This is a genomic window from Pseudomonas sp. WJP1 (assembly GCF_028471945.1).
Lineage (GTDB): Bacteria > Pseudomonadota > Gammaproteobacteria > Pseudomonadales > Pseudomonadaceae > Aquipseudomonas.
The window spans coordinates 4,075,736-4,100,359 of the sequence record NZ_CP110128.1 but is presented as its reverse complement, the minus strand read 5'-3'; the positions used below and the strand labels follow the sequence as shown (position 1 = coordinate 4,100,359).

Sequence of the window (24,624 nt, the reverse complement as noted above, 5' to 3'; positions counted from 1 at the left end):
CGGTCGTTATCAGTCGAATCTTTAAACCGCTCCACGACTAAAATAACCGCAGCGAGGCGTGCGTGCTCATTCGAATCGTTTTATTCGCCATTGCAGCCTTGGCCATCAGTAGCTGCACGACACCCATATCGATTGCCGAGGTCGCGCATTCCAGCAAGCTCGTGTCGGCAATATCGGGCGAAGGCGCCTTCCCGATCCAAATTTTGCAACCTAAAGCGGGCCATTTCGCCAAGCTTCGGGTCTATATCGAAGGCGACGGTAGGGCGTGGATTACTGCCTCGCAACCAAGTTCAGATCCCACCCCACTCAGCCCCATGCTGATCAATATGGCAGCTACGGATTCCCGGCCAGCCGCTTATCTGGCCAGGCCTTGTCAGTTTGTCAACAGCATAAATTGCAATGCGATGGTATGGACGGATGAACGTTTTAGCCGTGAAGTCATCGACTCAATGAGTTCGGCCCTGGACACTTTAAAGCAGCGTTTTGCAGTCGAGCAGTTTGAGCTGGTGGGCTACTCCGGTGGAGCGGCGGTGGCGTTGATTCTCGCTGGCGAGCGCAACGATGTCTTTCAGGTGCAGACTATCGCTGGCAATCTCGATCCTGTGGCTTGGGTTCAAGCCAAAGGGCTGTCGCCTTTAACCGGATCGCTCGACCCGCTTAACTACCGTGCAAGATTGCGTTCAATCGCACAGCGGCATTTTGTCGGTAGTGCAGATGAGGTGATTACGCCTTCGCTGGTGAGGGGGTATGCCAGTAAGGTGCAAGCAGAATGCATAGAGATAGTCGAGGTGCCAGCCACCCACCAAGAGGGCTATGGTTTGATATGGACTTCAACGAGTAATAAAGCTATTTCAGGAGGTCAATGCTCGTCAGTATCTTCTTTAGTGGAACCGAGGCATCTGTGACTTTACCTCGCCAGCGCTCGTGAACGCTACGCCAGCAGCACGGTCGAACTGTGTTCTGTGGAGCTGTCAGGCTTTTCCGCTGATTCCTTTGCTCGACCTGGCGTGCAGGTTCCGCTGAAGAGCGCCTACTATGCAGACCTGCTCACGCCAACACAGGAGTTGCCAACCTACTCCGAGGTTGAGATTAGTGCTCTTCCTGCCAAGCTCTTCGGTATGCCAGTTCGGGTAGCCTCTATCCCCACCCTCATCGCCATGAAGAAGGGGTCAATTTCGGCAACAGCAAAACACTCAGAAAAGCATCTCCATGACATTGCTTTGCTGCAGAGGTGTTATGGCCAACCTCTCCATGAAGGCTATGCCGAGCGTTAAGCTCCGCTTTTTACCGTTAACGTCCTTTCGCCGAAGGGACGTTCATAACATTCAGGCTAAAGGGTCGCGGAACGCGGTCCCAGTGAGCGAGACTAACGATTTGAATACTGTAATGAACTCTCCCAGCGATTTCCGCGAAGGTGTGATCCAAGAGAGTCCATATATGAATTGTTAGGCCGCATTGAGCACAACCGGTACATCAAGGGCCCAGAATGCGCGTGGCGAGGTTGAGTAAATTGGGTCGCTGACCTGTAGTAATTACTCCATAGAGTGACGAGCCAGTGCCGAATGCGGCGCTATCGTTGCTTCCTGCGTTCACGTTTATCATATATGGCACCGTTGTTTCCGGTGACAAAATCAATGTTTTCCGCCTCCGCGCTGCCCCGAGTTGTAATTCAAAGGTAACGGTGAAGTTGTCGTACTTGTCAATGCCAAGTGTCACAAACGCGAAGGGTAAGAGCTGCTCCGTAGGCCACAGATAGTGTCCCACCTCCTTACCAGGCACAAACACGGCTTCGCTGGTTTGATGAAGAATAACGCCTGCTTGCATGCGATGATCGCTCAGGATGGACTTGGTCTCATTAGGAAACCAAGTGACGAGCCACTCAATTTCAATGCTGTAAGTTGAAAGCCGATCTAGAATTGACATGGCTTATCTCCGTTGAGTCGGCAATGAGAAGGTAACATAGAGAGGAACGCGAGCAGGTCAACACGAAAGTGTGCTGCGATCTAAGGATAGGTAAAGAGGCACGCTTTAGCCCGTCCCAGTGAGCGCATTCATTCACCTCCGTTTGATGGTGCAAATGAGGGTACTTACTTACAATGGATTCCAGGCGACGAGGTAAGAAGTCGAACCAGTGTTAGCGTTCGGCCAACCCACCTTTCTGATCCCAACGCTTAGGGCGGTGGTGTCCACACTATTTAAGTGGACACCACTTTTAGCCTCAACAAGCGGATCACCATGCGCCAAAGAAACTCTTAACCCAAGCCTTTCAAAGCCCAAGTTGTCCAGCAGTGGCCGATTTCAGCCTTTCGCCAAGGGGGGCATTCGAGAAAATAAGAAGAGATTTTCATGCCGCAAAGCTTTTTGATGCCTTAAGTTTATTGAGTTTTTCGGCGGACAGCTTGGTATGATTGACGGGAATATAAGCACGTAACATGTTGATATATAAAAAATTATTCTTGTACTTAAAATCCCCCGCTCGTAAGGGCGTGCCGGTTCGATTCCGGCTTCGGGCACCATGAATATCAAGGGTTTACCGTTTATGCGGTAAGCCCTTTTTTATTGGCTGCGGTTTTTGAGCGCGCGCCACACTACGCTCGCTGCTTCTCCCTACGCCATGCCGTCACACTGCAACCAAAGCGCCCCGAAAACCATCTCGAAAAGGCACTCAAGGACGAGAAGCCCAGAAGAATGGCGACTTCTGAAAGCGATCGCTCGCGGTTCACGACATAACGGTTCACCAGATCGACCCGAACGTCATCAACAATGGATGAGTAGCTTTGATCGTGATGGGCGAGATGGCGATACATGGTCTTGCGGTCCACGCCAAGCTGCTGGGCCACTTTTTCGGCTACGCATTCGCCCGCCGGCAATAGCGCGAAGACTAATTTGCGCACTTTGTCAGGCATCGTCACATCGGACTGGGCCAGTTTTGCATCGAGGAATTCCCGTGCATGACGCGCAATCAATGGGTCATAGGACTGGATCGCCGCATCCAGATCGCTGGTGGCCAGGACAATGCCGTCGAATTCATGGTTGAACCGAACCGATGCACCAAACACCTGCCGGTGCATCGCCAGGCTGACTGGCGCCTGGTGCGTGAAACAGACACTGCGAGGTTTCCAGGCGGGGCCAAGCAGCTGCTTCAATGTTCGGAAAATCACGCAGGTGACGAGCTCGGTCGCTTGTCGCACTGACCCCCCCATATTGTCGGTGAGCTCCTGCTTGAAAATCGCCACGCCGTTCGCTTCTTCAATGCTCAAGTCCATTGATTCGTTAGTGAGCCCGAGACGGCGTGTCAGCGATTGCCAGGCTTTGCGCAGCGTCTGCTCCTCGCGCAGGGCGATGGCCAGGGGACCGAGGTTATCCAGCTGGCGGGTTTGGCCCATGCGCAGGCCAAAGTCTTCGATCTTCGCGGCATACGCAGAGTCTTCCAGCAAGTGCATGACCGATTTTGCCGGGATCATGATGCTTGGATCCATCAGCGCCGCATCGGTGATGCCTGCCTTGCGCAACTGTCGATAGGGGTCCAGGCCGACGGAGAGGGCAACGTCGATAAAATTCGTCAGGCTTGAACTTCTAAGCAAACTCGGCATTGGAACTCCATTTTTGCCTCGAGATGTAAAAAAAATACCCCAGAATGTCAAGTCCAACAGCGGACATTCGCGGATACTTTTTCTACGAGTGGCGCTAACCACACTGATATTGAGCGCAAACGATCGGCAATTCGTATTCGAGGAGAATCAATTTGGCACACGTAATTCGTATGAATGAAACAGGTGGTCCGGATGTTCTGCGCTGGGAAGAAATGGAGGTTGGCGATCCAGGTCCTGGGCAGGTTCGATTGCGTCATGAAGCGGTGGGCCTGAATTTTGCCGATACCTATTTCCGCTCCGGGTTGTACCCGATGCCGCTTCCTGCCGGCATGGGCGTGGAAGGCGCTGGCGTGGTCCAGGCCGTTGGCGAAGGGGTGAGCAATGTTGCGGTCGGCGATCGGGTTACCTACACCGGCTTCCTTAACACCTTGGGTGCCTATAGCACCGAGCGCCTGATACCCGCGGCGCCCTTGATCAAACTGCCCGATGCCATTTCGTGCGAAACAGCGGCGGGCATGACCATGCGCGGGCTGACGTCGTCCTACCTGATGCGTCGCATCCATGACTTCAAGGCGGGCGACACCATCCTCATGCATGCGGCGGCAGGCGGTGTCGGCCTGATCGTATCGCAGTGGGCCAAGCTGCTCGGTGTGACGGTTATCGGCACCGTATCGAGCGAAGCCAAGGCCGAGATTGCGCGGGCTCATGGTTGTGACCATACGATCAACTACAGCTACGAAGACGTGGCCGCACGGGTCCGCGAGTTGACCGATGGCGTTGGCGTCAACGTGGTGATCGACAGTGTGGGCAAAGACACTTTCGATGCCTCTTTGAATTCGGTCAAGCGGCGCGGACTGGTCGTATGCCTGGGCTTCGCTTCCGGCCCGGTCTCAGGCTTTGATCCACAAATCCTTGCCACCAAGGGGTCGCCTTTCCTAACCCGTCCGGCACTGGCGGATTACATCGTCGATCCGGTGGAAAAGGCCGCACTCGCCGGGGAAATCTTCGGTCATGTTGCAGCCGGTCGCATCAACATCCCGATCAACCAGCGTTACGCGCTACAGGACGCGGTGCAGGCCCATCGCGATCTGGAAGCGCGCAAAACCACGGGTTCCTCGATTTTCGTGATCTGAGGAGGTCACCATGCGAGTTGAACAACTGACCTGTTCCATCGGTGCCGAGCTGATCGGTGTCAATGTAGCCGACGCCATCCACGACGATGACGTGTTCGGGTTTATCCGCGAGGCGTTGATCAAGCATCGGGTGCTGTTTCTGCGTGACCAGGACATAACCAGGGCTGAGCATGCGAGCTTTGCCCGGCGCTTTGGTGATCTGGAGGACCACCCGGTCGCGCCAACCGACCCCGAGGCGCCCGGTCTGGTGCAAATCTACAAGCGCCCGGACGCGCCGCTCGATCGCTATGAGAACACCTGGCATACCGATGCCACCTGGCGTCAGGCACCGCCCATGGGGGCCGTGCTGCGCTGCGTGGAGTGTCCGCCAGTAGGGGGTGACACGATGTGGGCCAATATGGTGTTGGCCCATGACAACCTGCCGGATCAGGTCAAGGCGCAGATCAGCGACCTGATTGCCAGTCATAGCATCCAGTCGAGTTTCGGCGCGGCAATGCCGCGTGAAAAACGCCATGCGTTGAAGGCCCAGTTTCCGGACGCGGAGCATCCGGTGGTCCGCACTCATCCGGAAACCGGCGAAAAGGTCCTGTTCGTCAATGCCTTCGCGACGCACTTCGTGAACTACCACACCAAGGAACGCGTGCGTTACGGACAGGACTGCAACCAGGCCGGTGGCGACCTGCTGCAATACCTGATCAGCCAGGCGTACGTACCTGAATATCAAGTGCGCTGGCGCTGGAAGAAAAACAGCATGGCGATCTGGGACAACCGCTGCACCCAGCATTACGCCGTGATGGATTACCCGCCGTGCCATCGCCAGATGGACCGCGCCACGATCATCGGTGACCGGCCTTATTGAGCGGGTAGGCACAGCCTTTTTCCAATCCGATCCAACTAGCTGACAGTGAGATAGAAAATGCAATTTCTAGACGATTCGCTGCACCCGGAAAACCAGGAAAAAGTAGTTATTACCGTCGCCCCGTACGGTCCCGAATGGATGCCTGAGGATTTCCCGGAAGATATCCCGGTCACCATGGCAGAACACATCGAAAAGGCAGTGGAGTGTTACGAGGCTGGCGCCACTGTGCTGCACCTGCATGTGCGCGAACTTGATGGCAAGGGCTCGAAACGCCTGTCCAAATTCAATGAGCTGATCGCCGGAGTGCGCGAAGCTGTGCCGGACATGATTATCCAGGTCGGCGGTTCGATTTCATTCGCCCCGGAAAACGATGGCCAGGCCGCCAAATGGCTGTCCGACGACACACGCCATATGCTGGCAGACCTTGATCCAAAGCCCGACCAGGTGACGGTGGCGATCAACACGACGCAGATGAACATCATGGAGTTGCTCTATCCCGAATACATCGAGGGCACTTCACTGGGCAATCCGCTACTCGGCTCAGCCTATAGCGAGATGACAGTGCCCGCGGGACCTGCCTGGGTGGCGGAGCACCTGCGTCGCTTGCAGGCATCCGGGATTCAGCCGCACTTCCAGCTAACGGGTATCCACGCGCTCGAAACCCTGCAGCGCCTGGTCCGCAAAGGTGTCTACACCGGCCCATTGAATTTGACCTGGATCGGGGTGGGCGGAGGATTCGAGGGGCCCAATCCGTTCAACTTCATGAACTTTGTCCAGCGTGTACCGCAAGCGTGCACATTGACCGCCGAGTCTCTGCTCAAGAATGTGCTGCCGTTCAACATGATGGCATTGGCCATGGGGTTGCACCCGCGCTGCGGCAACGAAGACACCATCATTGGGCAGCATGGCCAGCGCTTCGGTTCTGTGGATCAGGTCCGGCAAACGGTCCGTGTGGCAAAAGAGCTGGGCCGCGAGATTGCGACCGGCAAGGAGGCGCGCCAAATCTACCGCATTGGCACCTGGTACAAGGACGCAGACGAAACCCTCGCTGCAAACGGCATGCTTCCCAACCGCACTGCGGGCCCGATAGTTCCCTCGACCCACGGTCGATAGTTCTCCTCTCAGAGCACGGGCAGAAAGGCGGTAGCGCCTTCCTGCCCGGACTGCAGCCGTGCGCAATTCGCTTGAATTGCGTGGGATAAAAATAATGGGGGCGATATGCAGGTAGAGAAGTTTTCCATGTCGATTGCAGTGAATCCTCCGCGCGAGATTTCACGCCCGCGTGCCTATTGCTGGCTGGTATTTATCGTTATCTATGCATTGATGCTGTCTGACTACATGTCGCGACAGGCACTCAATGCAGTTTTTCCACAACTGAAGGCCGAGTGGGCCTTGAGCGATGCACAACTTGGCCTGCTCAGCGGCATCGTGGGCCTTGCGGTTGGCTTGCTGGCTGTACCGGCCGCGTTGATGGCGGACCGCTGGGGGCGGGTTAAAAGTGTGGTGATCATGGCGCTGTTCTGGAGTCTGAGCACTTTGGCCTGTGGGCTGGCAGAACACTATAACCAGCTGCTGCTCGCCCGATTGTTTGTCGGTATAGGCGAGGCGGGCTACGGCAGCGTTGGGCTTGCAATCATCTTGAGTGTATTCCCGTCTTCCATGCGTGCCACGCTGACCGGGGCCTTTACCTCCGCCGGCATGTTTGGCTCGGTACTGGGGCTGGCCTCAAGCGGCGTGATTGCGAATCACTTTGGTTGGCGCGCCGCGTTGATTGCCATGTCGGCGCTCGGATTTCTCTTGATCCTGTTCTTTGCATTCACGGTGAGTGAAACACGCCTGGCGCGGTACAGGCCCCTCGAGTTGGCCGAGTCGCCGGTGGAGGGCAAACGTGTTGAAAAAATTCGATTGCGCTCACTTCTCAAGACCTTGTTCGGCGCGCCTACGCTGGTGTTCACCTATGTTGGCAGTGGCCTTCAGCTCTTTACCGCTTACACCATCATTGCCTGGATGCCCAGCTACCTTAACCGCTACTACGATTTACCCGCTGACAAGTCGGCACTGGCGGCGGCCGTGTTACTGATCGCCAGCGGGCTCGGCATGGGTTTGTGCGGCGTTTTCACTGACTGGGTGGGGCGCAAGTCGGACAAAAACAAAACGCTGCCCGCCATCCTCTACTGCCTGGGATCCTGCGTACTGCTGATGATCAGCATGCGCTTGCCACCCGGCGCCGGACAGTTTGCGGTCATCATCACGGGCGTTTTTTTTGCGGCTGGCACTTATGGCTCAGCGGGCGCCATCGTCACCGATCTGGTGCACGTCTCTCTCCATGGCACCGCCATTGCCACCCTGGCGCTGGCCGGCAACCTGCTGGGTGCCGCGCCAGGGCCCTATCTGACTGGCCTGCTCGCCGACCGAATCGGCCTGCTCGGTGCGTTGCAGTGGGTCCCGTTAGTCTCGATTGGCGCAGCATTGGCGTTTGCTTTCGCAAGGTCTCATTACCTCCACGACCTGCGCCGCCATGCGTCCTCCAGTTGCCAACAATCGCGTTGAAAAACACCTCTCACATCCCGTAAGGAAATGCAGACGATGAATCACATCCTTTCAAAACCGCTCAAGGGTAAAGTTGCCGTCATCACCGGTGCTGGTCGTGGCATTGGCCGCGCCATTGCCCTGGCTTATGCGCAGGCCGGCGCCGCGGTGGTTTGCAGTGCACGCAGCGCAGCGGAAATAGCCGAGACTGTGCGCATGATTATCGAGGCAGACGGCCAGGCTGTCGCCCAGACAGCCGACGTGGGTGACTACGCCGCAGTCGTCGCCCTGTACCAGCGCGCCAGCGATGAATTCGGCGGTGTCGATATCGTAGTCGCCAACGCCGGCATCGCGATCGAGCAACGACGGATCGAGGACAGTGACCCGGCACAGTGGCGCAAGACCATCGACATCAACCTGACCGGTGCCTACCACACCGCTCATGCCGCCATCCCGCACCTGCGCCGGCGCGGTGCCGGGAAAATCATCATGATCGGTTCTGGCCAGCGCCACCGTGCCACCCCCGGTTTTTCGGCCTACTCCTGCAGCAAGAGCGGTATGTGGATGCTCACCCAGTCGCTCGCGGTGGAACTGCTGGAATACAACATCAGTGTCAACGAGCTGATTCCAGGGCCTGTACAGACCGAGATGACGCGCGATGCGGCTATACCGCCGGGTGAGTGGTTCAAGACCCCGGAAGACGTGGTGTCGCTGGCCTTGTTCCTGGCGGATATGCCCGACGCAGGACCTACCGCTCAGAGTTACAGCCTTATGCGCCGCGCGATCTGATGAGTAAGACGTTTTGGAACAAGTGACGACTCTAACTTAACTAATGAATGTCGCTTTAACTAAAATTCATCAAGATGAGAAGAGTTAAATGAGCGAAACTGCCTTGTTTACCCGGATGGATCAAAGCACTCAAAAAGACTGGGATATTATATCTGCAGAGTTTAAAAGCTTTGCCAGCGCCTTGCCGGATCGAATCATCGCGCACATGAATCTGCTGTCGGGTGATTTTTCCGGCTTTCCGATTGATCGCCTGAGTCACTGCCTGCAAACGGCTACACGCGCCTATCGTGATGGTCGCGACGAAGAGTATGTGGTGTGCGCGTTACTGCATGACATCGGTGATACGTTAGGCGCCTACAATCACTCTGAAGTGGCGGCGGTTATCCTCAAACCCTTTGTCAGCGAAGAAAATCACTGGATGATCCAGAATCATGGGATTTTTCAGGGTTATAACTTTTTTCACCGCATTGGAATGGATCGCCACATGCGCGACATGTTCAAGGATCATTCGAACTATGTGCGCACTGCAGAGTTTATCGAGTTGTACGACAGTCCTGCCTTCGACCCTGAAGGTGAAACATTGCCCCTGAGTTTCTTTGAACCGATGCTGCGGCGTATTTTTGCCAAGCCCAGGTTGTCCCTCTACGGGCCCATGTTTAGCGCTGAAACACCCGCTTACCCCAAAATGTAAAATTATTACCCCAGATCGTCAAAACCGGATTTATTTTTCTGCAGATACTTGTCTCACGTCAACCAAATACCGGAGTCATTTATGCCATTGGACGAGCAACTTGAACACGCGCCATTTGAAATGGCGCAGGCAAGCACGCGCAACTTTTCAGGCCGTGTCGTATTGATTACCGGCGCTGGCCGTGGCCTGGGGGGAACCATTGCACTGCATTTCGCGCGGGCCGGTGCAGATGTCGTGATCTGCGATATCGATATTCCCGCCCTGGAGGAAACCCGAAAGGCTGTTGAAGCGGCAGGTGCCAACTGCCTGGCCCTGCACTGCGACATCTCTTCGAGCAGCCAGGTCGTCGCCATGTTCGCCGACATTGTCCAGCGTTTTGGCACTTTGCACATTCTTGTGAATAACGCGGCGCTGGCTCCCACGGGGGCAGCTGACGCAGTACGACGCAATAAACACTACGCCTACATCACGACTGCGCAACCGAGACAGTCGCTAGGTTTCACCAGTGAAATAACCGATGAGGAGTGGCATCGGTACTGGGATGTCAATGTGCACGGCATGTTCTATTGCACGCGCGAAGCGCTCAAGCTGATGCAGGAACAACGCTATGGTCGCATCGTGAACCTTGCCTCGATCGCCGGGATGTCGGCAATCAGTGCGCACAGTCCGCACTACAGCGCGTCGAAGGGCGCCGTCATTGCCTTCACCAAATCGGTCGCAGCGGAAGTTGCCGGGGGCAATATCCTGGTCAATGCCTTGGCCCCGGGCGGGGTGTCGACCCCTTTCTTTGAAGAATATCTCGATTCCATCGGCGAGGAAGGTCGACGCAGGTTCTGGCAAGTCATACCGGCGGGCAGGTTCGGGACAACGGATGAATATGCGTCCGTGGCGACATTCCTTGCAGGCGATCACTATTTCGTGGGGCAAGTCATCAGTCCCAATGGGGGCGCCGTCCTTTAAACAGCGCGAACTGGCTGTCGAGTACAACACCCACTTCAACATCTGGACGAAACTATGCGATTGGTAAGATTTGGAGAAAAGGGCAGGGAGAAGCCTGGCCTGCTCGATAGCCAGGACATCATCAGAGACCTGAGCGGTATTCTCAGCGACATCGACGCAAGTACATTCACGCCATCATCTCTGGCGCATCTACAAGATATCGATCCTTCAACTCTCCCAGCCGTGGAGGGAAGTCCCAGGTTGGGGGCACCACTGCGGGTAACCGGCAAGTTCCTCGCGATCGGGTTGAATTACCGGGATCATGCGCAGGAGGCCAATCTGCCGATTCCCTCGGAACCTATCGTGTTCATGAAGGCCAACTCCTGTATCACGGGCCCCCATGATGAAATCATCCTTCCACCCGATAGCCAAAAAACCGATTGGGAGGTTGAACTTGGAATTGTTATTGGCAGTGAAGGCGCCTACCTCGATAAAAAAGATGCACTCTTGCATGTAGCGGGTTATGTCCTGGTTAATGATGTTTCCGAAAGAGCCTATCAATTGGAGCGTGGGGGGACCTGGGATAAAGGAAAGAGTTGCGATAGTTTTGGCCCGATCGGCCCATGGTTCATCACCAAGGATGAGATAGGCGACGTACAGAACTTATCCATGTGGCTGGATGTGAATGGCGTTCGCCGGCAAACAGGGAACACGGCGACGATGATTTTTGATGTGCCCACCCTCGTGGCGTATATCAGCCAGTTCATGCGACTTTACCCTGGCGACATTATTACCACGGGTACGCCTCCAGGCGTTGGGATGGGTATCAAGCCCACACCGGTTTTCCTTGAAGAAAACGACATTGTCACTTTGGGTATTGAAAAACTCGGCCAGCAACGCCAGGCGTGTGTTCGCTATAAAGGTTGATTTCAACAAACAATGATCTCGGCAGGAAAGTGCAACCCCGTCATCGAAATACTTGATGTTGTTTAGATAAAAAAAACAAACGGAGACAAGTCAATGCATGAACATAGCGTTTGTAGTACGCGTTCGAGGCGAAGTCAGTTGGCCGTGGCCCGACCATGAAAAAACTTTCTAAACATTCGCATTGCCCGGGTTCCGGGCAGGAGATCTACAGAATGATGTTCGTGAACAGTTTGATGGCGACTTCCCTTGCAGTGGTTTTCACAACGGCGGTACACGCCGCAGTTTCCCCTGAACAAGTGGCCAGGCTGGGCACCAGCCTGACCCTGGTGGGCGCGGAGAAGGCCGGTAATGCCGATGGCTCCATTCCGGCCTACAACGGCGGCCTGACCACCGCTCCGGCCAGCTTCAAGGCGGGCGACACTTTTCGTCCGGACCCCTTTGCCAGTGAAAAACCGGTGCTGGTGATCGACGGCAAGAACATCCGCCAATACCAGGGCATGCTCACGGCCACCACGGTGAAGCTGATCGAGAGATTTCCCAGCTACCGTGTCGATGTTTATCCGACCCACCGCACTGTAGTACTACCGCAGGCGGTACTGGATAACAGCGTGAAGAATGCCACCGGGGCCAAGTCCCTCGAAGGCGGGTTGGCCATCGACAACGTCTTGCCGGGCGTGCCATTCCCGATTCCGCAATCGGGCGCCGAGGCAATGTGGAACTTCCTGCTGCGTTACCAGGGCGTCAATATCAATGCCAAGTACGATTCCTGGAACGTCGACTCGGCCGGTGTGGCCAGCCTGGCGACCACCGCTCAAGCATTCATCAACTACCCGATCTACGAGAACATGTCGCAGCCGATCACCAGCTCCGACGTGTACTACCAGATGAAACTGTATTACACCGGCCCGGCGCGGCGCGCCGGTGAAGCCATCATGCTCAAGGACGCCACCAACGCCATCCAAATGCCGCGCCGCGCCTGGCAGTATCTGCCTGGCCAACGCCGAGTGAAGCTGGCCCCGAGCCTGGCCTACGACACGCCTAACCCGGGCACGGCCGGCACCGGCACCTACGACGACGTGTTCGTGTTCAACGGCGCGCTGGATCGCTATGACTGGAAGTTGGTGGGCAAGGAGGAAATGATCATGCCCTACAACACCTACAAGCTGACCTACGCCCAGGATCCGAAATCGCTGACCACCTCCAACCATCTGGCGCCGGATATGGTGCGCTGGGAGAAGCACCGCGTCTGGGTGGTGGAAGGCAACCTGAAGTCCGGCGCACGTCACGTTTACCAGAAGCGCCGCTTCTACCTGGATGAAGACAGCTGGGTGGCCCTGGCCTCTGACCAGTACGATTCCCGTGGCCAGCTCTACCGTGGTTCCTTCGCCTTCCTGAGCCAGAGCTATGACAAGCAGGTGCCGGACGCCACGCCGTACATGATCTATGACCTGGTTGGCGGTTCCTACAACATCAACGGCGTGGTTGGCCCGTACGGCGGCATCCACTACATCAGTGCGCTGTCCAAGGCACAGTGGTCGCCCGAGTCCCTGGCAGGGGCGGGTATTCGCTAGCATCCATGTGCTGCGCTGGCGAGCCATCGCCAGTGTGGCCGAGTGTATGACAGGCGCCGTGAAGCTTATTTGAAAGCCATGAAAAAGCCCGGCACCTGGCCGGGCTCAGGAATGCTGCGGTCTGCACATTCAACGCTATGTGAAGTACTTCGCAATCGCCTGCTTGCCTATTGCCGCCTCAATGTCCCGGTAGGTGCGCTTCTCGGTCGCGCACAGCAGCGACCTGCCATCCCTGAGCTGCATCGAAAAGGTCAGTTCGATCTCATCGTCCGCCAGTATCACCCCGGCGACAGCGCCGATCGGACCGAGGGCCAATGCGCCCGCCAATCCCAGGCCGACAGTGCTCGATACGTCCCGATAGGACGTTTCACTGACGACTGTGGCGTCGAGTATTTCGGATGTCGCAATCTTGAGGCCAGGCCATGGGTAGACAGCCGTTTCTATCGTGATAAAGCCAGGTTCCAGCACTGCACTCCCCTCAAGGAAATCCCCGGCCAGGATTTTTATTTTTGCCATGTGGTGTCCTCCCTGTATGAGCTACAGGAAAATTCAACGCTTGCGGGGTGGGTGCGTCAACGCTCTCTGGACGAGGGTACCTTTTGGCCGACTAGTGGATCAGGGGGCCATGGATCATCCAGTACCCCACATATGCACCTGGGCGTAAACTGAATAGGGTGCAGCCTGCATCGAATCGCGCTGCGCCTGGAGGTGAGGCCATGCGCTTGATAACCGCTTGCATCTCGATCGCCCTGTTGGCGGTGCCACTCGCCAACGCAGCGTCTTCGGTCGAAGTCGTCTTCAAGAACCCCGAGAGTTTCAACGATGCCAGCCTGGATAGTCCGGGCTATGAACGGGGTGCCGATCCTTACGTCATGAACGCGTTGCGCAGCCATATCCAGAAACTGGGCGAGCGCTACCTGCCACCTAATCAGGCGCTGCAAATCGAAATACGCAACATCGACCTGGCCGGCCGCTATGAACCCTGGCGGCCGAATGCCTATGACGTGCGCTTCATGCGCGATATCACCTGGCCGAGCATCGATCTGCATTACGTGCTCAAGCAAAACGGTGAGGTGGTCAGTCAAGCCGACGCCAGGGTCATGGACCAGATGTACCTCCAGCGCCCGGGGCGCCTCAGCCGAAGTGACAGGCTCTATTCCGAGAAGGCGATGCTCTCGGACTGGTTCCGCAGGCAATTCGCGGGGAAACATCAGGTAGGGACGAATTGAACGGTACGCGGCCGTTCAGTAAGGCCGCGTACTGCAAGCCTCGTCGATGAGGTCGATGAAGTCGTCATGGGAAACCGGCTTGCTCACGTGGTAATCAAAGCCCGATTGCCTGGCCTTTTTCTCGTCGTCGCTGGTGGCATAACCCGTCAGGGCAATGGCGGGCGTGTGTTTGAGTTGGGAAATCTGGCGGATGGCGCGGATGAACTGATGGCCGTCCATGACCGGCATGCCGATGTCCGAAATGATCACGTCGTAGTTGCTGTCTTTGGCCGCCTTAAGGGCTTGCAGTGGGTCGCTGAACGCTTCGACATGGGCGTCTTCCATTTCCAGCAGCATCTGCAGGACTTCCATGACGTCTCGGGAGTCATCCACCAGCAGCACTTTCTGCCCGACTAAACGCCCCTGTTCGGCGACGGCCGGTTGCTCACTCGGCTGCTGTGAGGGCCGGGAGAGCGGCAAACGGATGGTGAAGGTACAACCACGACCGATGCCTTCGGACTGCACATCCACCGAACCGCCGTGGGCTTCCACCAGTTGGCGCACCAACGACAGGCCGATGCCCAGGCCTTCGCGCTGTTGCGGGGTGTGCTGGTTGTCCGCCTGGCTGAAGAGGTCAAATACCTTGTGCAGATTGTCCTGCTCAAGCCCCACGCCGCTGTCGATGACGTCCAACTGGGCCATGTTCTCGACGCGATGGGCGATCAGTTCGATGCGGCCATCCTTGGGCGTGAATTTCAGCGCGTTGTTGAGCAGGTTCCAGATGATCTGTTCCAGGCGCGTGCTGTCGGCATCCACCACCAGAGGTGGCTCGGGGGGCTGTGGCACCTGCAGCACGACTTCGCACGGATGCTGGTCATTGATCACCACGGTGTAGATATCCTGGAGAATCCGTCCCAGGTCTACCGCCTGTTTTTTCAGCTTGAGTTTGCCGGTGCGCACCCGGGCGACGTCCAGCAGGTCGTCGATGATCCGCGCCTGGCTGGCGACGGCATCGCAAATGGTGTTCACGGCCTTCATGGCTGTCCCGGCGCTTTTGGTCATCGGCAGGCGCCGCAGCAGTTCGGCATTGAGCTGGATGAGATTTAGCGGGTGCTTGAGTTCGTGGGACATCACCGCAAAGAACTCGTCCTTGAGGTGGCTGCTGGTCTGGGTTTCGGCCAGTTGCTGGCTTTGTTCGTCATGCATGCGCTTGTGACCGGTCAGGTCGCGGGCAATCTTCACATAGCCCTGCAGGTTCTCGCCCTTGAGCAACGTGACTTCGCCGCTGCAATAAAAACGGCTGCCGTCCTTGCGCAGGTGCCAGCGCTCGTCTTCGCCGCGACCTTGCTCGCGAGCCTGGCGCAGCTCGGTTTCCGGCACGCCCGTCGCACGGTCTTCGGGCACGAAAATCAGGTCGTAATAGGCGCCGAGCACTTGCGCTTTGGTATAGCCGAAAATCAGCTCGGCGCCGGTGTTCCAGTCGGCAATCACGCCATTCTCGTCGAGGATGATGATGGCAAAATCGTGGGTGCTTTCGGCAACCAGGCGCATGCGTTCCTCGCCCAGGCGCAGTTCGTCTTCGGCGGCGCGACGTTTGGTGATGTCGATAAAGGTCAGCACCGTGCCGTCGATATGGTCCTCGCTGGAACGGTAGGGCAGCAATCGGGCAATGTACCAACGCTGGTCAATGCTGCTGACCTCACGCTCGATCATGTTCAGCGAGCCAAAAACCGTCTCTGCATCCTCAACCATTTCCGGATAATCGAGGCGGTGGGTGATGTCCATCAACGAGCGCCCGGTATCGACCGGCAGCATGCTGAAAATGTCCGTGGCCCGGGGGGTGAACCAACGGATGCGCATGTTGCGATCGACGAACACCGTGGCGATGTCGGTGGAGGTGATCAGGTTGGAAAGGTAGTCGTTGATCTTGTCGGTTTCCTCGACCTTGGTCTTGAGCTCGTAGTTGACCGTCAGCAGCTCTTCGTTGATCGACTGCAGTTCTTCCTTGCTGGTTTCCAGCTCTTCGGAGGCCGAACGCAGCTCTTCATTGATGGCCTGCATTTCTTCGTTCGACGCCTTGAGTTCTTCACTGGAGACTTCCGACTCTTCGATCGTCTCCTGCAAGTGCGCCTTGGTGCGCTGCAGATCATGCTCGAGACTGGCCAGCAGCTGGTTGTCGCTCTCGTTCGAAGCGACATCCAACTGTAGCTGCGCAATGATTTCCTGTTCCTCGAAGATCACCAGCACGTACTCGCTGTCGGTTTCTTCATCCTTGTACGGGTGCGCGGTCAGGTCCACCTGGTAATACCGCTGTTCTCGTTCGATCCGCACCTTGCTCGAGGTGACTGTCGCGCCTTTTTGATGAACCTGGTACAGCATCGTGCGCAGCTCCAGGCGCAATTCCGGAAGCGCGAGTGCCAGCAAGCTGCGGGTTAGTTCTCCCGCCACGTACCGCAGGAAACGCCCGGCCCCTTCACTCAAGTGCAAGATGTTGCCGTTGGCGTCGACAACGATGCTCGGTGGCGCGGTCGTTTCCAGCGCGCGCAGATGGATATCGGCGAAGGAAATCTTGCGGCTCGCTTTGGTTTCGATGGGGCTGGCGGTGGTGGGGGTTCGCGCATGGCCATCGCGAAACAGCGCCGGAGCGCGCCGGGTGGTGGTCGAAGCGCTCCTGGCGCGGAAAATACGATTGCGCTTGTCCACCGGGGTAAACAGGTCCGGACAACCGTCGGCGAATTCCGAGGACCCCAAGAACAGGTAGCCACCTGGCCGCAAGGCAAAATGAAACATCTCGTAGAGGGTGCGTTGTACGTCGCGGTCCAGGTAAATCAACAGGTTCCGGCAGACGATCAGGTCGATCTGCGAAAACGGTGGGTCCAGCAACAAGCTGTGCCTGGCGAACAGCACCTTGTCACGGATGTCCTTGTGCACCCTGAAGTTCTGGCCCTCCTTGATGAAATGCTGACGCAGGCGCTGTGGTGGGACATCGGTGACGATCGCCCCGGGATAGACACCTTTGCGCCCAAAGGCAATGGCGCGCTCATCAATGTCCGTGGCAAACACTTGCACTTTGGCCGTTGCAGCGTCGAGTACCAACTGCTCACTCACCAGAATGGCCACGCTGTAGGCTTCTTCGCCGGTCGAACAGCCGGCTGACCAGACGCGGATTTCCTCACGGTGCGGCTGGCTGTTGCGCAACGATTTCACCAGGTTGGGCACCACTTCACGTTCCAGCGCTTCGAAGGCTTCGCGGTCGCGGAAAAAGTTGGTCACGCCGATCAACATGTCGCCCAGCAGTGCGTTGTTTTCTTCCGGGTGCGCTTGCAGGTAGTCATGGTAGGCGGCCAGGTCTGGATGGGCGGTCACCTGCAAGCGCCGCTCGATCCGGCGCAGCACCGTGGCGCGCTTGTAGTGCTTGAAATCGTGGCCGGTATGCGTGCGCAAATGCAGCAGAATGTCCTGCAGCAATCGCTCGGTCTTCGCGGCATCCCGTTCGGCCGGAAGGGGCGTCTTGAGGCCAGGATCATTGGCACCGGGGAGGGTGATGGTCTGTGCGTTGTGCCAGAGCTCCAGCAGTTTTTGTGGCATTTCCGCCACCGGCATCACCAGGTCGACCATCTGCGTGTCGATGGCCGCGCGCGGCATGCTGTCGAACTCGGCCTCTTCGGGGGTCTGGACCAAGGTGACTCCCCCTTGTTCCTTGATGCGCGACAAGCCGACCGCGCCATCGGAGCCGGCGCCGGACAGCACCACGCAAAAAGCCCGCTCCTTGTGCACATCCGCCAAATCCCTGAAGAACAGATCGATAGCAATGTGGCTGCCCGCCGACCGCTGTGCAGGGGCGACGGACAGATAGCCGTCATTCATGATCAGGTCATGGGCCGGCGAGATGACGTACACGGAGTTTTTCTCGATCGAAATCGTCTCGGTCACCTGCCGCACCGGCATTTGCGTGACGTCCTGGATGATCCGGTCGGCAATGCTTTCATGGTCTGGGGCTAGATGGAGAATGACCACGAAGGCCATGCCATTGTCATTGGGCATGTGCTCGAAGAACGATTTCACCGCGTTGAGGCCACCGGCAGAAGCGCCAATCCCGACCACCGGGAATACAAGGTCGCTGGGGATCAGTTCCTTTCGTTGCGGAACATTGGGTGAGCGCTTCGCAGTGGTTTTCATAGGGTTCACCTTAATCGCCGGGGCAAGATCTGCCTCCAGCTGCCCAACGTAAACCGCGATTCCGGTAACGGCTCCCCTGCAGAAGGAGTACAGGACCAGGTAGCGCTGAACGGTAACCTGGCGTCGGTTTGCACATAAGTTATGACCGCGCCATATCCATTGAGTATCAACCTTTTCACAGGAAAAATCAGAATGTTCCCAATCGTCATGCCGTCATAACTCTTCGAACTAGTTGCAACTAGCGGTTTTATCTATAGAGAAAAATTAAGTTGGCAGCGACGTTGATACGGGAGATGTATTTCAGGGTTGAATTGCCTACAAAAAATCACCCGACAAATGGCAGCGTTCAGGAAGTTGACGCTGTAGATTTGTCGTACTAAATATTTCGTACTGCGTTGGTTTTCATTGATATTCAAACAAGAGGAGGCCGCGAAGATGATGCGCAGAGGTTCCACGTATTGGCTCTGGGCGGACTGCGAGTTGCACTGTCGATCCCACGATGAATTGCAAGATGACGGCACTCTTATTGATGTTCAAACCAGAGTTTCGAGAAAGGGCAGAACGCAGTTATTCATCGGTGTCTACGACAAAAACGGATCGCACCTGTTTGAAGAGGCTCACGACTACTTGCCCCACGATACGATGACGACGGCGCTGGCGTGGGGTGTGTGTCGTGCGCGGGAAATTGCCGCGGGTAACCTGGTCATGAATGCCCGGACTGGCAGGAGCCACAGCGCGGCCAGCGATTCCCGGCATTCATCCGCAGGTTGAAATCCGCAGTCGAAAGCCAGCGCCGCGCCGATCAGGCGCAGGCGCTGGCTTGCCACCGCTAGTTGGGTATTGGAATGGTGATGCCTTCTTTCTGCAGATCTTCGCGTACCGACTGGAATTTCTGGTACTTGGATATTTCGATCGGGCCGTCGTAGGTCATGCTTTGCATCTTGCGAGGCGGGTATTTGATGTAGGTCTTCATGAGTTTCTCAATGGACTGGCTGATCGGCACCATGGTCCAGGTGCGCTCGGTAACGTTGCTCATGAAAATGTCATAGCGCTCCTGCGGGTCCTGATACAGGTCGAACACCTGCGGTACCGTCGCCACGTATTTGGTGGCACCTTTCCAGCCCAGGTTGGTGTCCACGGCCAGTCCGCCGGTCGATACGCCATCGTCGCCACGCAGGTTGAATACGGCTTTGTAGTTGCCCACTCGGGCAGCCCCCGGGGACAGCTCGTTTTCGGTGAAGTAGAACCACTCTTTGCGTGGATCGGGACCGGTGCCCTTCAACACCGGGGTCATGTCAAAGCTGTCGAAGATGATCGGCTGGCCTTCGCGATCTTTCTCCGGCAGTTTGATCCCGGCGACCGAGGCGAACGTCGCCATCAGGTCCAGGCCACCGATGATGTCGTGGTTTTTGGCGTTTGCCTTGATTTGACCGGGCCAGACCATGATCGCCGGCACCCGGTTGCCCCCTTCGCGCACCGTGCCCTTGGTGCCCCGGAATGGCGTGTAGCCGGCATCCGGGTAAACGTCCTGCCAGGCGCCGTTATCGGTGGTGTAGACCACCAGGGTGTTCTTATCCAGCCCCAGCGCTTTCAACTTGTCCATGATGTGCCCGATACGGGTGTCGAGCTCGACGATCGAGTCGGCGTATTTGCTCTTGGAGATCGACTTGTGGACGAACTCCGGAGCGGGCAGGTTGGGTTGATGCACTTTCATGAAATTGACGTTGATAAAGAATGGCTTGTCGGATTTGGCCGCCGTGTCGAGGAACTCCAGTGCCGCTTTCTCGACGTAGCTGTCGAAGAACGGAATCCCGACCACACCGGGCTTGCCATCCACCACCGGCGTATCCACGTATTGCCCATTGATCTTGAATTCCTCGACCGCTTTTTCCCCCGCCTTGCCGGACAACGCACCTTTGGTGACTTGGGTGAACATGGCACGGGTTTCCGGGTCCATGTCCGGGAACCAGGTGGGGTCGGCGTAGGTGTAGGCATTGAGGTGATACAGGCCGGCGTATTTCATGACGTCGTAGCCTTGGGCATTGGGCAGTGCGTAGTCGGCCTCGCCCAAGTGCCATTTGCCGGTGAAATAGGTTTCGTAACCACCGGTCTTGAGCACGGAGGCCAGTGTCCACTCAGCCGCCGGCAAACCGCCACCCTGGCCCTGGAACGCCACCGTGGTCATGCCGCTGCGGTTGGGGATGCGCCCGGTCTGCATCGCAGCCCGGCCCGGTGTGCAACTGGGTTGGGCGTAGAAGGAGTAGAAGGTGGTGCCTTCGGCCGCCAGTTGGTCGATGCTGGGGGTCGGCATGCCGCGGCCGACACCACCGCCATAAGGCCCCAGGTCACCGTAGCCGGTGTCGTCGGAGACGATGAACAGGATGTTGGTTTTTTCGGTCTGTGCGGCGTGGGCAACGTTGATTGCCATCAACAATGTACAGGCAAGGTAAAGCCTGGGGTGATGCGCAAACTTGTTCATAAGGGTTTCCTTTCTCAAGTTCCGATCCTTGTTGTGGGCCGCTCATGTATCGAGGGCAAATCAACAAGCATCTTTGTGAGTAACCCCCCCAACGTTCAGCCAGGACAGTTCAAGGAAACTTTCCAACGACACAATGGCATTCCTTTCACTACGCAAGGCAGCCGTGAAAGGTTAGTTCCATAACGCTCGCTCCGTGTGGTTGCAGATCCCGGATTAGACGTCGTTCGTCGATTTATTACCTGATTTCCCCCTATCCACGGCTGAACTCACTTTCAGACGGCTTCAAAATCCGCTTTCGCGCATCAGCACGGCAAGCAAGTGGGTGGCGACATCGCCCAGCACGCTGCGTCGTTCACCCTCGATTTTCAGGTGGCCACGGGTTTCGCGCAGGCTCGGCAAGGGCGCGTCGAGCTGGATCAACACCTGGAACAGCGCGGCGCTCGGCACCAGTTCATGTTCCTGCGCGGTGGTGGGCACCGGGCCGCCAAAACGCGAGGACAGCATGCGGTGGGACAACTGGCTGGCGCGGGTGCTGCCGATCACCAGCACCCGGCCAGCGAGCGGCGTGGTCTGGCCGTCGGGATAGAAGCGCACGCGATCGCCGGTGACCAGGCGATGCACCTGGTCCTGGGCGACGTAGGCGTCCACTTGCCAGCTGCTGGGATCGATCAGGATGCCCAGGGCGTCCTGGCGGCCGATCCACTGGCCGGGTTTCCAGTCCGGATTGACGTCCAGCCACAGGCCCGCGAACGGGGTTTGCAGGTTGAGCCGGGCGATTTCCGAACGGGCGGCGCGGGCTTCCTCGAACTGCACGTTGAGGCGCTGGCGGGTCACCGCGTCTTCGGCAAGGCCACCGGGGTCGGCCAGCAGCCCGGACAGGCGTGCCTGATAACTGCGGGCATTGGCTTCGCTGCTGTGCAGGCGCGAGGCGATGTCCGGCTCGTCGAGCACCACCAATACCTCACCGGCCTTGACCGGGCCTTCGCCGTGAATCGACTGCAAGCGCGCCGGGTAGGGCGCATAGACCCGCAACTGATGTTCGGCGCGGGCCACGCCCACGGCGTCGATCTGGGTGCGCCAGGGCAATGCGAGGCCCACCAGGATCAGGCCGAGGATTGAATAAAACAGCACTTTGCGCAGGCGTGGAATACTCGCGCGACTGGCCCACCAGTGGCCCAGTTCGCGCACCACCGGCATGGCGATGAACCAGGACAATTCAACCATGAACAGAATGATCCCCAGCAACTTGAAGAAGAACAGGTAGACCGCCAAGGCGATCCCCAGGAACAGCACCAGCCGATACAGCCAAGTGACGATGGCGAAGGTCACCAACAGCCGTCGCTGACCGGTGGGGAAGACCTCCGGCCAGTCTTCCTGCAAACCCAGCAGGTTACGCCGCAGGGTGACCCGGGCCAGCGCCGAGGCGCGTTCGTGCAGGTTGGGAAAATCCAGCAGGTCGGACAGGATGAAGTAACCGTCGAAGCGCATGAACGGGCTGGCGTTCAAGGCCAGGGACAGCAGCCAGCTGGTGGTCGCCAGGTACAGCAGGGCATTGCGCAACGCTCCCGGATCGCACAGCGCCCAACCCAGGGTCGAGAGCCCGGCCAGGGACAACTCGGTGACGATCCCGGCCGAGGCGATGGCCAGCCGCTGGCGCGAACGACTGAGTTTCCAGCTCTCGCCGGTGTCGGTGTAGAGCATCGGCCACAGCACCACGAAGGCGATGCCCATGTGCCCGACCCGCAACCCCAGGCGCGTCGCCACCAGCGCGTGGCCCAGCTCATGCAGGGTCTTGGCGACGATCAGTGCCAGGGCGAAACTGAACAGGCCTTCGGTGGAGAACGACTCGACCACGGCACTGGTGAAGCTGTCCCATTGCTGCAGGACCAGGATCACCCCCAGCACGCTCAGGCTCACCACCACCATGGCGGTCAGCGGATGGAACAGCCAGCGAAGGGCATGGGCCAGGTGTTGCAGCGGTTGCTGGGGGCGCAGCAGTGGAATGCGGAAAAACAGGTAGTGGTGCAGCCACCAGCGCCAACTCAACCAGCTGCCTTCCTCGCTTTTGGCCTGCAGGCGCGCCAACGCCGCGGGCCCGGCACGCAGCAACTGGTGTTGTTCGAGGAACTGGCGGAAGTCGAGGATCTGCTCCACATCCGGCTTGAGCGCAGTGCCTTCGGCGATCTGCTGGCTGATCTGCCTTGGCGACTGCCCCCAACGCAGCAGGCACTCGAACTCCAGCCAGCCGATGCGGTAGAAGCGGTTGATCACCGTGTCCTGGATCACCCACGCCGGTTCGCCGCTGCTGCCGTGGGCGGCTTCGCTCAGGCGCAGGTCCTCGCGCAAAGGGGGCAGGGGAATGTCGGCCGGGTCGAGCATCACCAGCCACTCCAGGCGCGCAACGTTGCCAGCGGACGACGCAGCAGGTAGTACCCAAGCATCACCCGGCCGCCATACAGTTTGGCGGTGCCGTGCAGGCCCAGGCGCGCGTGTTCCGGCGCGCCGTCGATGCTCGCCAGCAGTCGATAGGCGACCACGCCTTCATCGCTGGGCCGCGCCTGGTAACTGGTTTCGAGGATCTGGCCCTTGAGCGGGGTCAGCGGGTACGCGGTGAGGAACAGCGTGACCTCGGCGCCGGGCTCCAATGCGATGGCGTCGGCCACGGCCAGCTGGATCAACATGGCCGGCTGGCTCGGGTCGGCCACCTGCATGATCCGTTCACCCGTCACCACCGGTTTGCCCAGCCAGTCGTTGGGGTCGCTGAATACCGCGACACCGGCGCGCGGCGAGAGTACCCGGGTGCGCTTGAGTTGCGCCTGCACCGCTGCCAATTCGGCGCGACGCTGCTGCGCGCGACCTTCGAGCAAGGTCAGCTCGCTTTTGCTCTGTGGGTTGTCGAAGGCCCGCTGGCTAGCCGCCTGCAGTTCGGCATCGGCCACTGCCACCTCCTTGCCGAGCACTTCGGCGCGGCTGCGCAGGGTGGTTTCGTCCAGGGAAAACAGCGGTGTGCCGGCGTCGACCGATTGATTGGGGCGCACCTGAATGTGCTCGATCACGCCATCGATGGGCGAGCTGATGATCTGCGCCTGGCGCGACACGATCTCCGTCGGCGCCAGGGCCGTTTGCCGCACCGGCAGCAACAACAGGGCGCCGAGTACGAGCAGGCCCAGCAGTGTTTGTTTGCGATTGGGCCACCAGCGGCCCAGGCGACGCCGTCGGCTCAGCGCGGCCCAGCAATAGGCCCAGGTCTGTATCGGGCCGGTCAGCACCTGGCGCAGCCGCGCGGGCGGCTCCTGTTCGAGTAACAACAAGAGCAGGCCCAGGCGCTGTTGCTCGCGGTCCTGTATTGGCACGCACCACAGGCCCGCCGGCCACCATTCGTTCCAGCCTTCGGCAATGTCCGCGGGCGCTGTGGTGGTGTCCTGGGTCAGCCAGACCGGCTCGCCGCCCGGCACCTGGGTGGCGATCCAGCGGCTGGCACGACCTAACCACACCAAATAGGGCGAGTCTTCGCTGGGACGCGACAGGCCCGAGACGCACAGCAGTTCCAGCGACGATTCACGCTGGGCAAACACCAGTGCCTGGTGAAACGGCAGCAGCGGATACAGGTCGTTGGCCATGCTGAAGGCCAGGGCGTTCAGCGTGTCGGCGGCAATCGCCTTGTCACGCAGGGCGTCCAACTCCAGCAGCAGTTGGGGGTGGGGCAGGGGCTCATTCATGGTCATGG

Annotated in this window: 18 protein-coding genes; 11 read left to right on the top strand and 7 right to left on the bottom strand. The window is 58.2% G+C overall.

Features of this window, described 5'->3' with window-relative positions; translation table 11 throughout:
• The first annotated feature begins 62 nt into the window (after window positions 1-62).
• On the top strand, window positions 63-905 hold the full coding sequence (locus OH720_RS18225; RefSeq protein WP_272602318.1) for an alpha/beta hydrolase: 843 nt from the start codon (window positions 63-65) through the stop codon (window positions 903-905).
• A 568-nt stretch (window positions 906-1,473) separates the two neighbouring features.
• Here the strand turns inward: OH720_RS18225 and OH720_RS18220 are convergent.
• Both OH720_RS18220 and OH720_RS18215 read right to left on the bottom strand, forming a co-directional pair.
• Window positions 1,474-1,923, bottom strand: a complete 450-nt coding sequence (locus tag OH720_RS18220) for a hypothetical protein (protein WP_272602317.1) — start codon at window positions 1,921-1,923, stop codon at window positions 1,474-1,476.
• A 665-nt stretch (window positions 1,924-2,588) separates the two neighbouring features.
• Window positions 2,589-3,593 (bottom strand): AraC family transcriptional regulator, encoded by a 1,005-nt coding sequence (locus OH720_RS18215; protein WP_272602316.1) that lies wholly within the window; start codon window positions 3,591-3,593, stop codon window positions 2,589-2,591.
• A gap of 170 nt (window positions 3,594-3,763) precedes the next feature.
• On the opposite strand from OH720_RS18215, the gene OH720_RS18210 reads away from it, so the two are divergent.
• The 9 genes from OH720_RS18210 to OH720_RS18170 all read left to right on the top strand — a co-directional run bounded on the left by OH720_RS18210 (window position 3,764) and on the right by OH720_RS18170 (window position 13,031).
• On the top strand, window positions 3,764-4,726 hold the full coding sequence (locus OH720_RS18210) for a quinone oxidoreductase family protein (RefSeq protein WP_442967199.1): 963 nt from the start codon (window positions 3,764-3,766) through the stop codon (window positions 4,724-4,726).
• A gap of 10 nt (window positions 4,727-4,736) precedes the next feature.
• The gene (locus OH720_RS18205; protein WP_272602314.1) at window positions 4,737-5,585 is read left to right on the top strand and encodes a TauD/TfdA dioxygenase family protein; all 849 of its coding nucleotides are present in this window, start codon (window positions 4,737-4,739) and stop codon (window positions 5,583-5,585) included.
• A gap of 57 nt (window positions 5,586-5,642) precedes the next feature.
• Window positions 5,643-6,698 (top strand): 3-keto-5-aminohexanoate cleavage protein, encoded by a 1,056-nt coding sequence (locus OH720_RS18200; protein WP_272602313.1) that lies wholly within the window; start codon window positions 5,643-5,645, stop codon window positions 6,696-6,698.
• A 126-nt stretch (window positions 6,699-6,824) separates the two neighbouring features.
• A complete protein-coding gene (locus tag OH720_RS18195; protein ID WP_272602312.1) occupies window positions 6,825-8,135 on the top strand; it encodes an MFS transporter in 1,311 nt (436 codons plus the stop codon).
• A gap of 36 nt (window positions 8,136-8,171) precedes the next feature.
• Window positions 8,172-8,903: an SDR family NAD(P)-dependent oxidoreductase gene (locus OH720_RS18190; RefSeq protein WP_272602311.1), complete on the top strand. Its 732-nt coding sequence runs from the start codon at window positions 8,172-8,174 to the stop codon at window positions 8,901-8,903.
• An 88-nt stretch (window positions 8,904-8,991) separates the two neighbouring features.
• Window positions 8,992-9,594 carry an HD domain-containing protein gene (locus tag OH720_RS18185; RefSeq protein ID WP_272602310.1) on the top strand — a complete coding sequence of 201 codons (603 nt, stop codon included), beginning with the start codon at window positions 8,992-8,994 and terminating at the stop codon, window positions 9,592-9,594.
• An 81-nt stretch (window positions 9,595-9,675) separates the two neighbouring features.
• On the top strand, window positions 9,676-10,554 hold the full coding sequence (locus OH720_RS18180) for an SDR family NAD(P)-dependent oxidoreductase (protein WP_272602309.1): 879 nt from the start codon (window positions 9,676-9,678) through the stop codon (window positions 10,552-10,554).
• Window positions 10,555-10,608: 54 nt separating this feature from the next.
• Complete coding sequence (locus OH720_RS18175) at window positions 10,609-11,460, top strand: fumarylacetoacetate hydrolase family protein (RefSeq protein ID WP_272602308.1); 852 nt, start codon at window positions 10,609-10,611, stop codon at window positions 11,458-11,460.
• A 212-nt stretch (window positions 11,461-11,672) separates the two neighbouring features.
• Complete coding sequence (locus OH720_RS18170; protein WP_272602307.1) at window positions 11,673-13,031, top strand: DUF1329 domain-containing protein; 1,359 nt, start codon at window positions 11,673-11,675, stop codon at window positions 13,029-13,031.
• Window positions 13,032-13,166: 135 nt separating this feature from the next.
• On the opposite strand, the gene OH720_RS18165 is transcribed toward OH720_RS18170, so the two are convergent.
• Window positions 13,167-13,547 (bottom strand): hypothetical protein, encoded by a 381-nt coding sequence (locus OH720_RS18165; protein ID WP_272602306.1) that lies wholly within the window; start codon window positions 13,545-13,547, stop codon window positions 13,167-13,169.
• Between the two features lie 200 nt (window positions 13,548-13,747).
• Between OH720_RS18165 and OH720_RS18160 the strand changes: the two genes are divergently transcribed.
• On the top strand, window positions 13,748-14,260 hold the full coding sequence (locus tag OH720_RS18160) for a DUF3016 domain-containing protein (RefSeq protein WP_272602305.1): 513 nt from the start codon (window positions 13,748-13,750) through the stop codon (window positions 14,258-14,260).
• Window positions 14,261-14,275: 15 nt separating this feature from the next.
• On the opposite strand, the gene OH720_RS18155 is transcribed toward OH720_RS18160, so the two are convergent.
• The 4 genes from OH720_RS18155 to OH720_RS18135 form a co-directional block, all read right to left on the bottom strand.
• Window positions 14,276-18,418: a CheR family methyltransferase gene (locus tag OH720_RS18155; protein WP_272602304.1), complete on the bottom strand. Its 4,143-nt coding sequence runs from the start codon at window positions 18,416-18,418 to the stop codon at window positions 14,276-14,278.
• A gap of 829 nt (window positions 18,419-19,247) precedes the next feature.
• Entirely contained in the window at window positions 19,248-20,897 is a 1,650-nt protein-coding gene (locus OH720_RS18145; protein ID WP_272602302.1) for an arylsulfatase, read from the bottom strand.
• A 282-nt stretch (window positions 20,898-21,179) separates the two neighbouring features.
• Entirely contained in the window at window positions 21,180-23,276 is a 2,097-nt protein-coding gene (locus OH720_RS18140) for an HlyD family efflux transporter periplasmic adaptor subunit (protein ID WP_272606478.1), read from the bottom strand.
• Entirely contained in the window at window positions 23,276-24,622 is a 1,347-nt protein-coding gene (locus OH720_RS18135) for an efflux RND transporter periplasmic adaptor subunit (RefSeq protein WP_272602301.1), read from the bottom strand. The genes OH720_RS18140 and OH720_RS18135 overlap by 1 nt, the downstream gene beginning before the upstream one ends.
• Window positions 24,623-24,624 lie beyond the last annotated feature (2 nt).

What these genes read in the sequence shown, in the direction of transcription:
- OH720_RS18215 (WP_272602316.1), bottom strand. Translation starts at nt 3,593, where the DNA reads ATGCCGAGTTTGCTTAGAAGTTCAAGCCTGACGAATTTTATCGACGTT.
- OH720_RS18140 (WP_272606478.1), bottom strand. Translation starts at nt 23,276, where the DNA reads ATGCTCGACCCGGCCGACATTCCCCTGCCCCCTTTGCGCGAGGACCTG.
- OH720_RS18220 (WP_272602317.1), bottom strand. Translation starts at nt 1,923, where the DNA reads ATGTCAATTCTAGATCGGCTTTCAACTTACAGCATTGAAATTGAGTGG.
- OH720_RS18165 (WP_272602306.1), bottom strand. Translation starts at nt 13,547, where the DNA reads ATGGCAAAAATAAAAATCCTGGCCGGGGATTTCCTTGAGGGGAGTGCA.
- OH720_RS18190 (WP_272602311.1), top strand. Translation starts at nt 8,172, where the DNA reads ATGAATCACATCCTTTCAAAACCGCTCAAGGGTAAAGTTGCCGTCATC.
- OH720_RS18210 (WP_442967199.1), top strand. Translation starts at nt 3,764, where the DNA reads ATGAATGAAACAGGTGGTCCGGATGTTCTGCGCTGGGAAGAAATGGAG.
- OH720_RS18155 (WP_272602304.1), bottom strand. Translation starts at nt 18,418, where the DNA reads ATGAAAACCACTGCGAAGCGCTCACCCAATGTTCCGCAACGAAAGGAA.
- OH720_RS18160 (WP_272602305.1), top strand. Translation starts at nt 13,748, where the DNA reads ATGCGCTTGATAACCGCTTGCATCTCGATCGCCCTGTTGGCGGTGCCA.
- OH720_RS18135 (WP_272602301.1), bottom strand. Translation starts at nt 24,622, where the DNA reads ATGACCATGAATGAGCCCCTGCCCCACCCCCAACTGCTGCTGGAGTTG.
- OH720_RS18175 (WP_272602308.1), top strand. Translation starts at nt 10,609, where the DNA reads ATGCGATTGGTAAGATTTGGAGAAAAGGGCAGGGAGAAGCCTGGCCTG.
- OH720_RS18195 (WP_272602312.1), top strand. Translation starts at nt 6,825, where the DNA reads ATGTCGATTGCAGTGAATCCTCCGCGCGAGATTTCACGCCCGCGTGCC.
- OH720_RS18180 (WP_272602309.1), top strand. Translation starts at nt 9,676, where the DNA reads ATGCCATTGGACGAGCAACTTGAACACGCGCCATTTGAAATGGCGCAG.
- OH720_RS18200 (WP_272602313.1), top strand. Translation starts at nt 5,643, where the DNA reads ATGCAATTTCTAGACGATTCGCTGCACCCGGAAAACCAGGAAAAAGTA.
- OH720_RS18205 (WP_272602314.1), top strand. Translation starts at nt 4,737, where the DNA reads ATGCGAGTTGAACAACTGACCTGTTCCATCGGTGCCGAGCTGATCGGT.
- OH720_RS18145 (WP_272602302.1), bottom strand. Translation starts at nt 20,897, where the DNA reads ATGAACAAGTTTGCGCATCACCCCAGGCTTTACCTTGCCTGTACATTG.
- OH720_RS18185 (WP_272602310.1), top strand. Translation starts at nt 8,992, where the DNA reads ATGAGCGAAACTGCCTTGTTTACCCGGATGGATCAAAGCACTCAAAAA.
- OH720_RS18170 (WP_272602307.1), top strand. Translation starts at nt 11,673, where the DNA reads ATGATGTTCGTGAACAGTTTGATGGCGACTTCCCTTGCAGTGGTTTTC.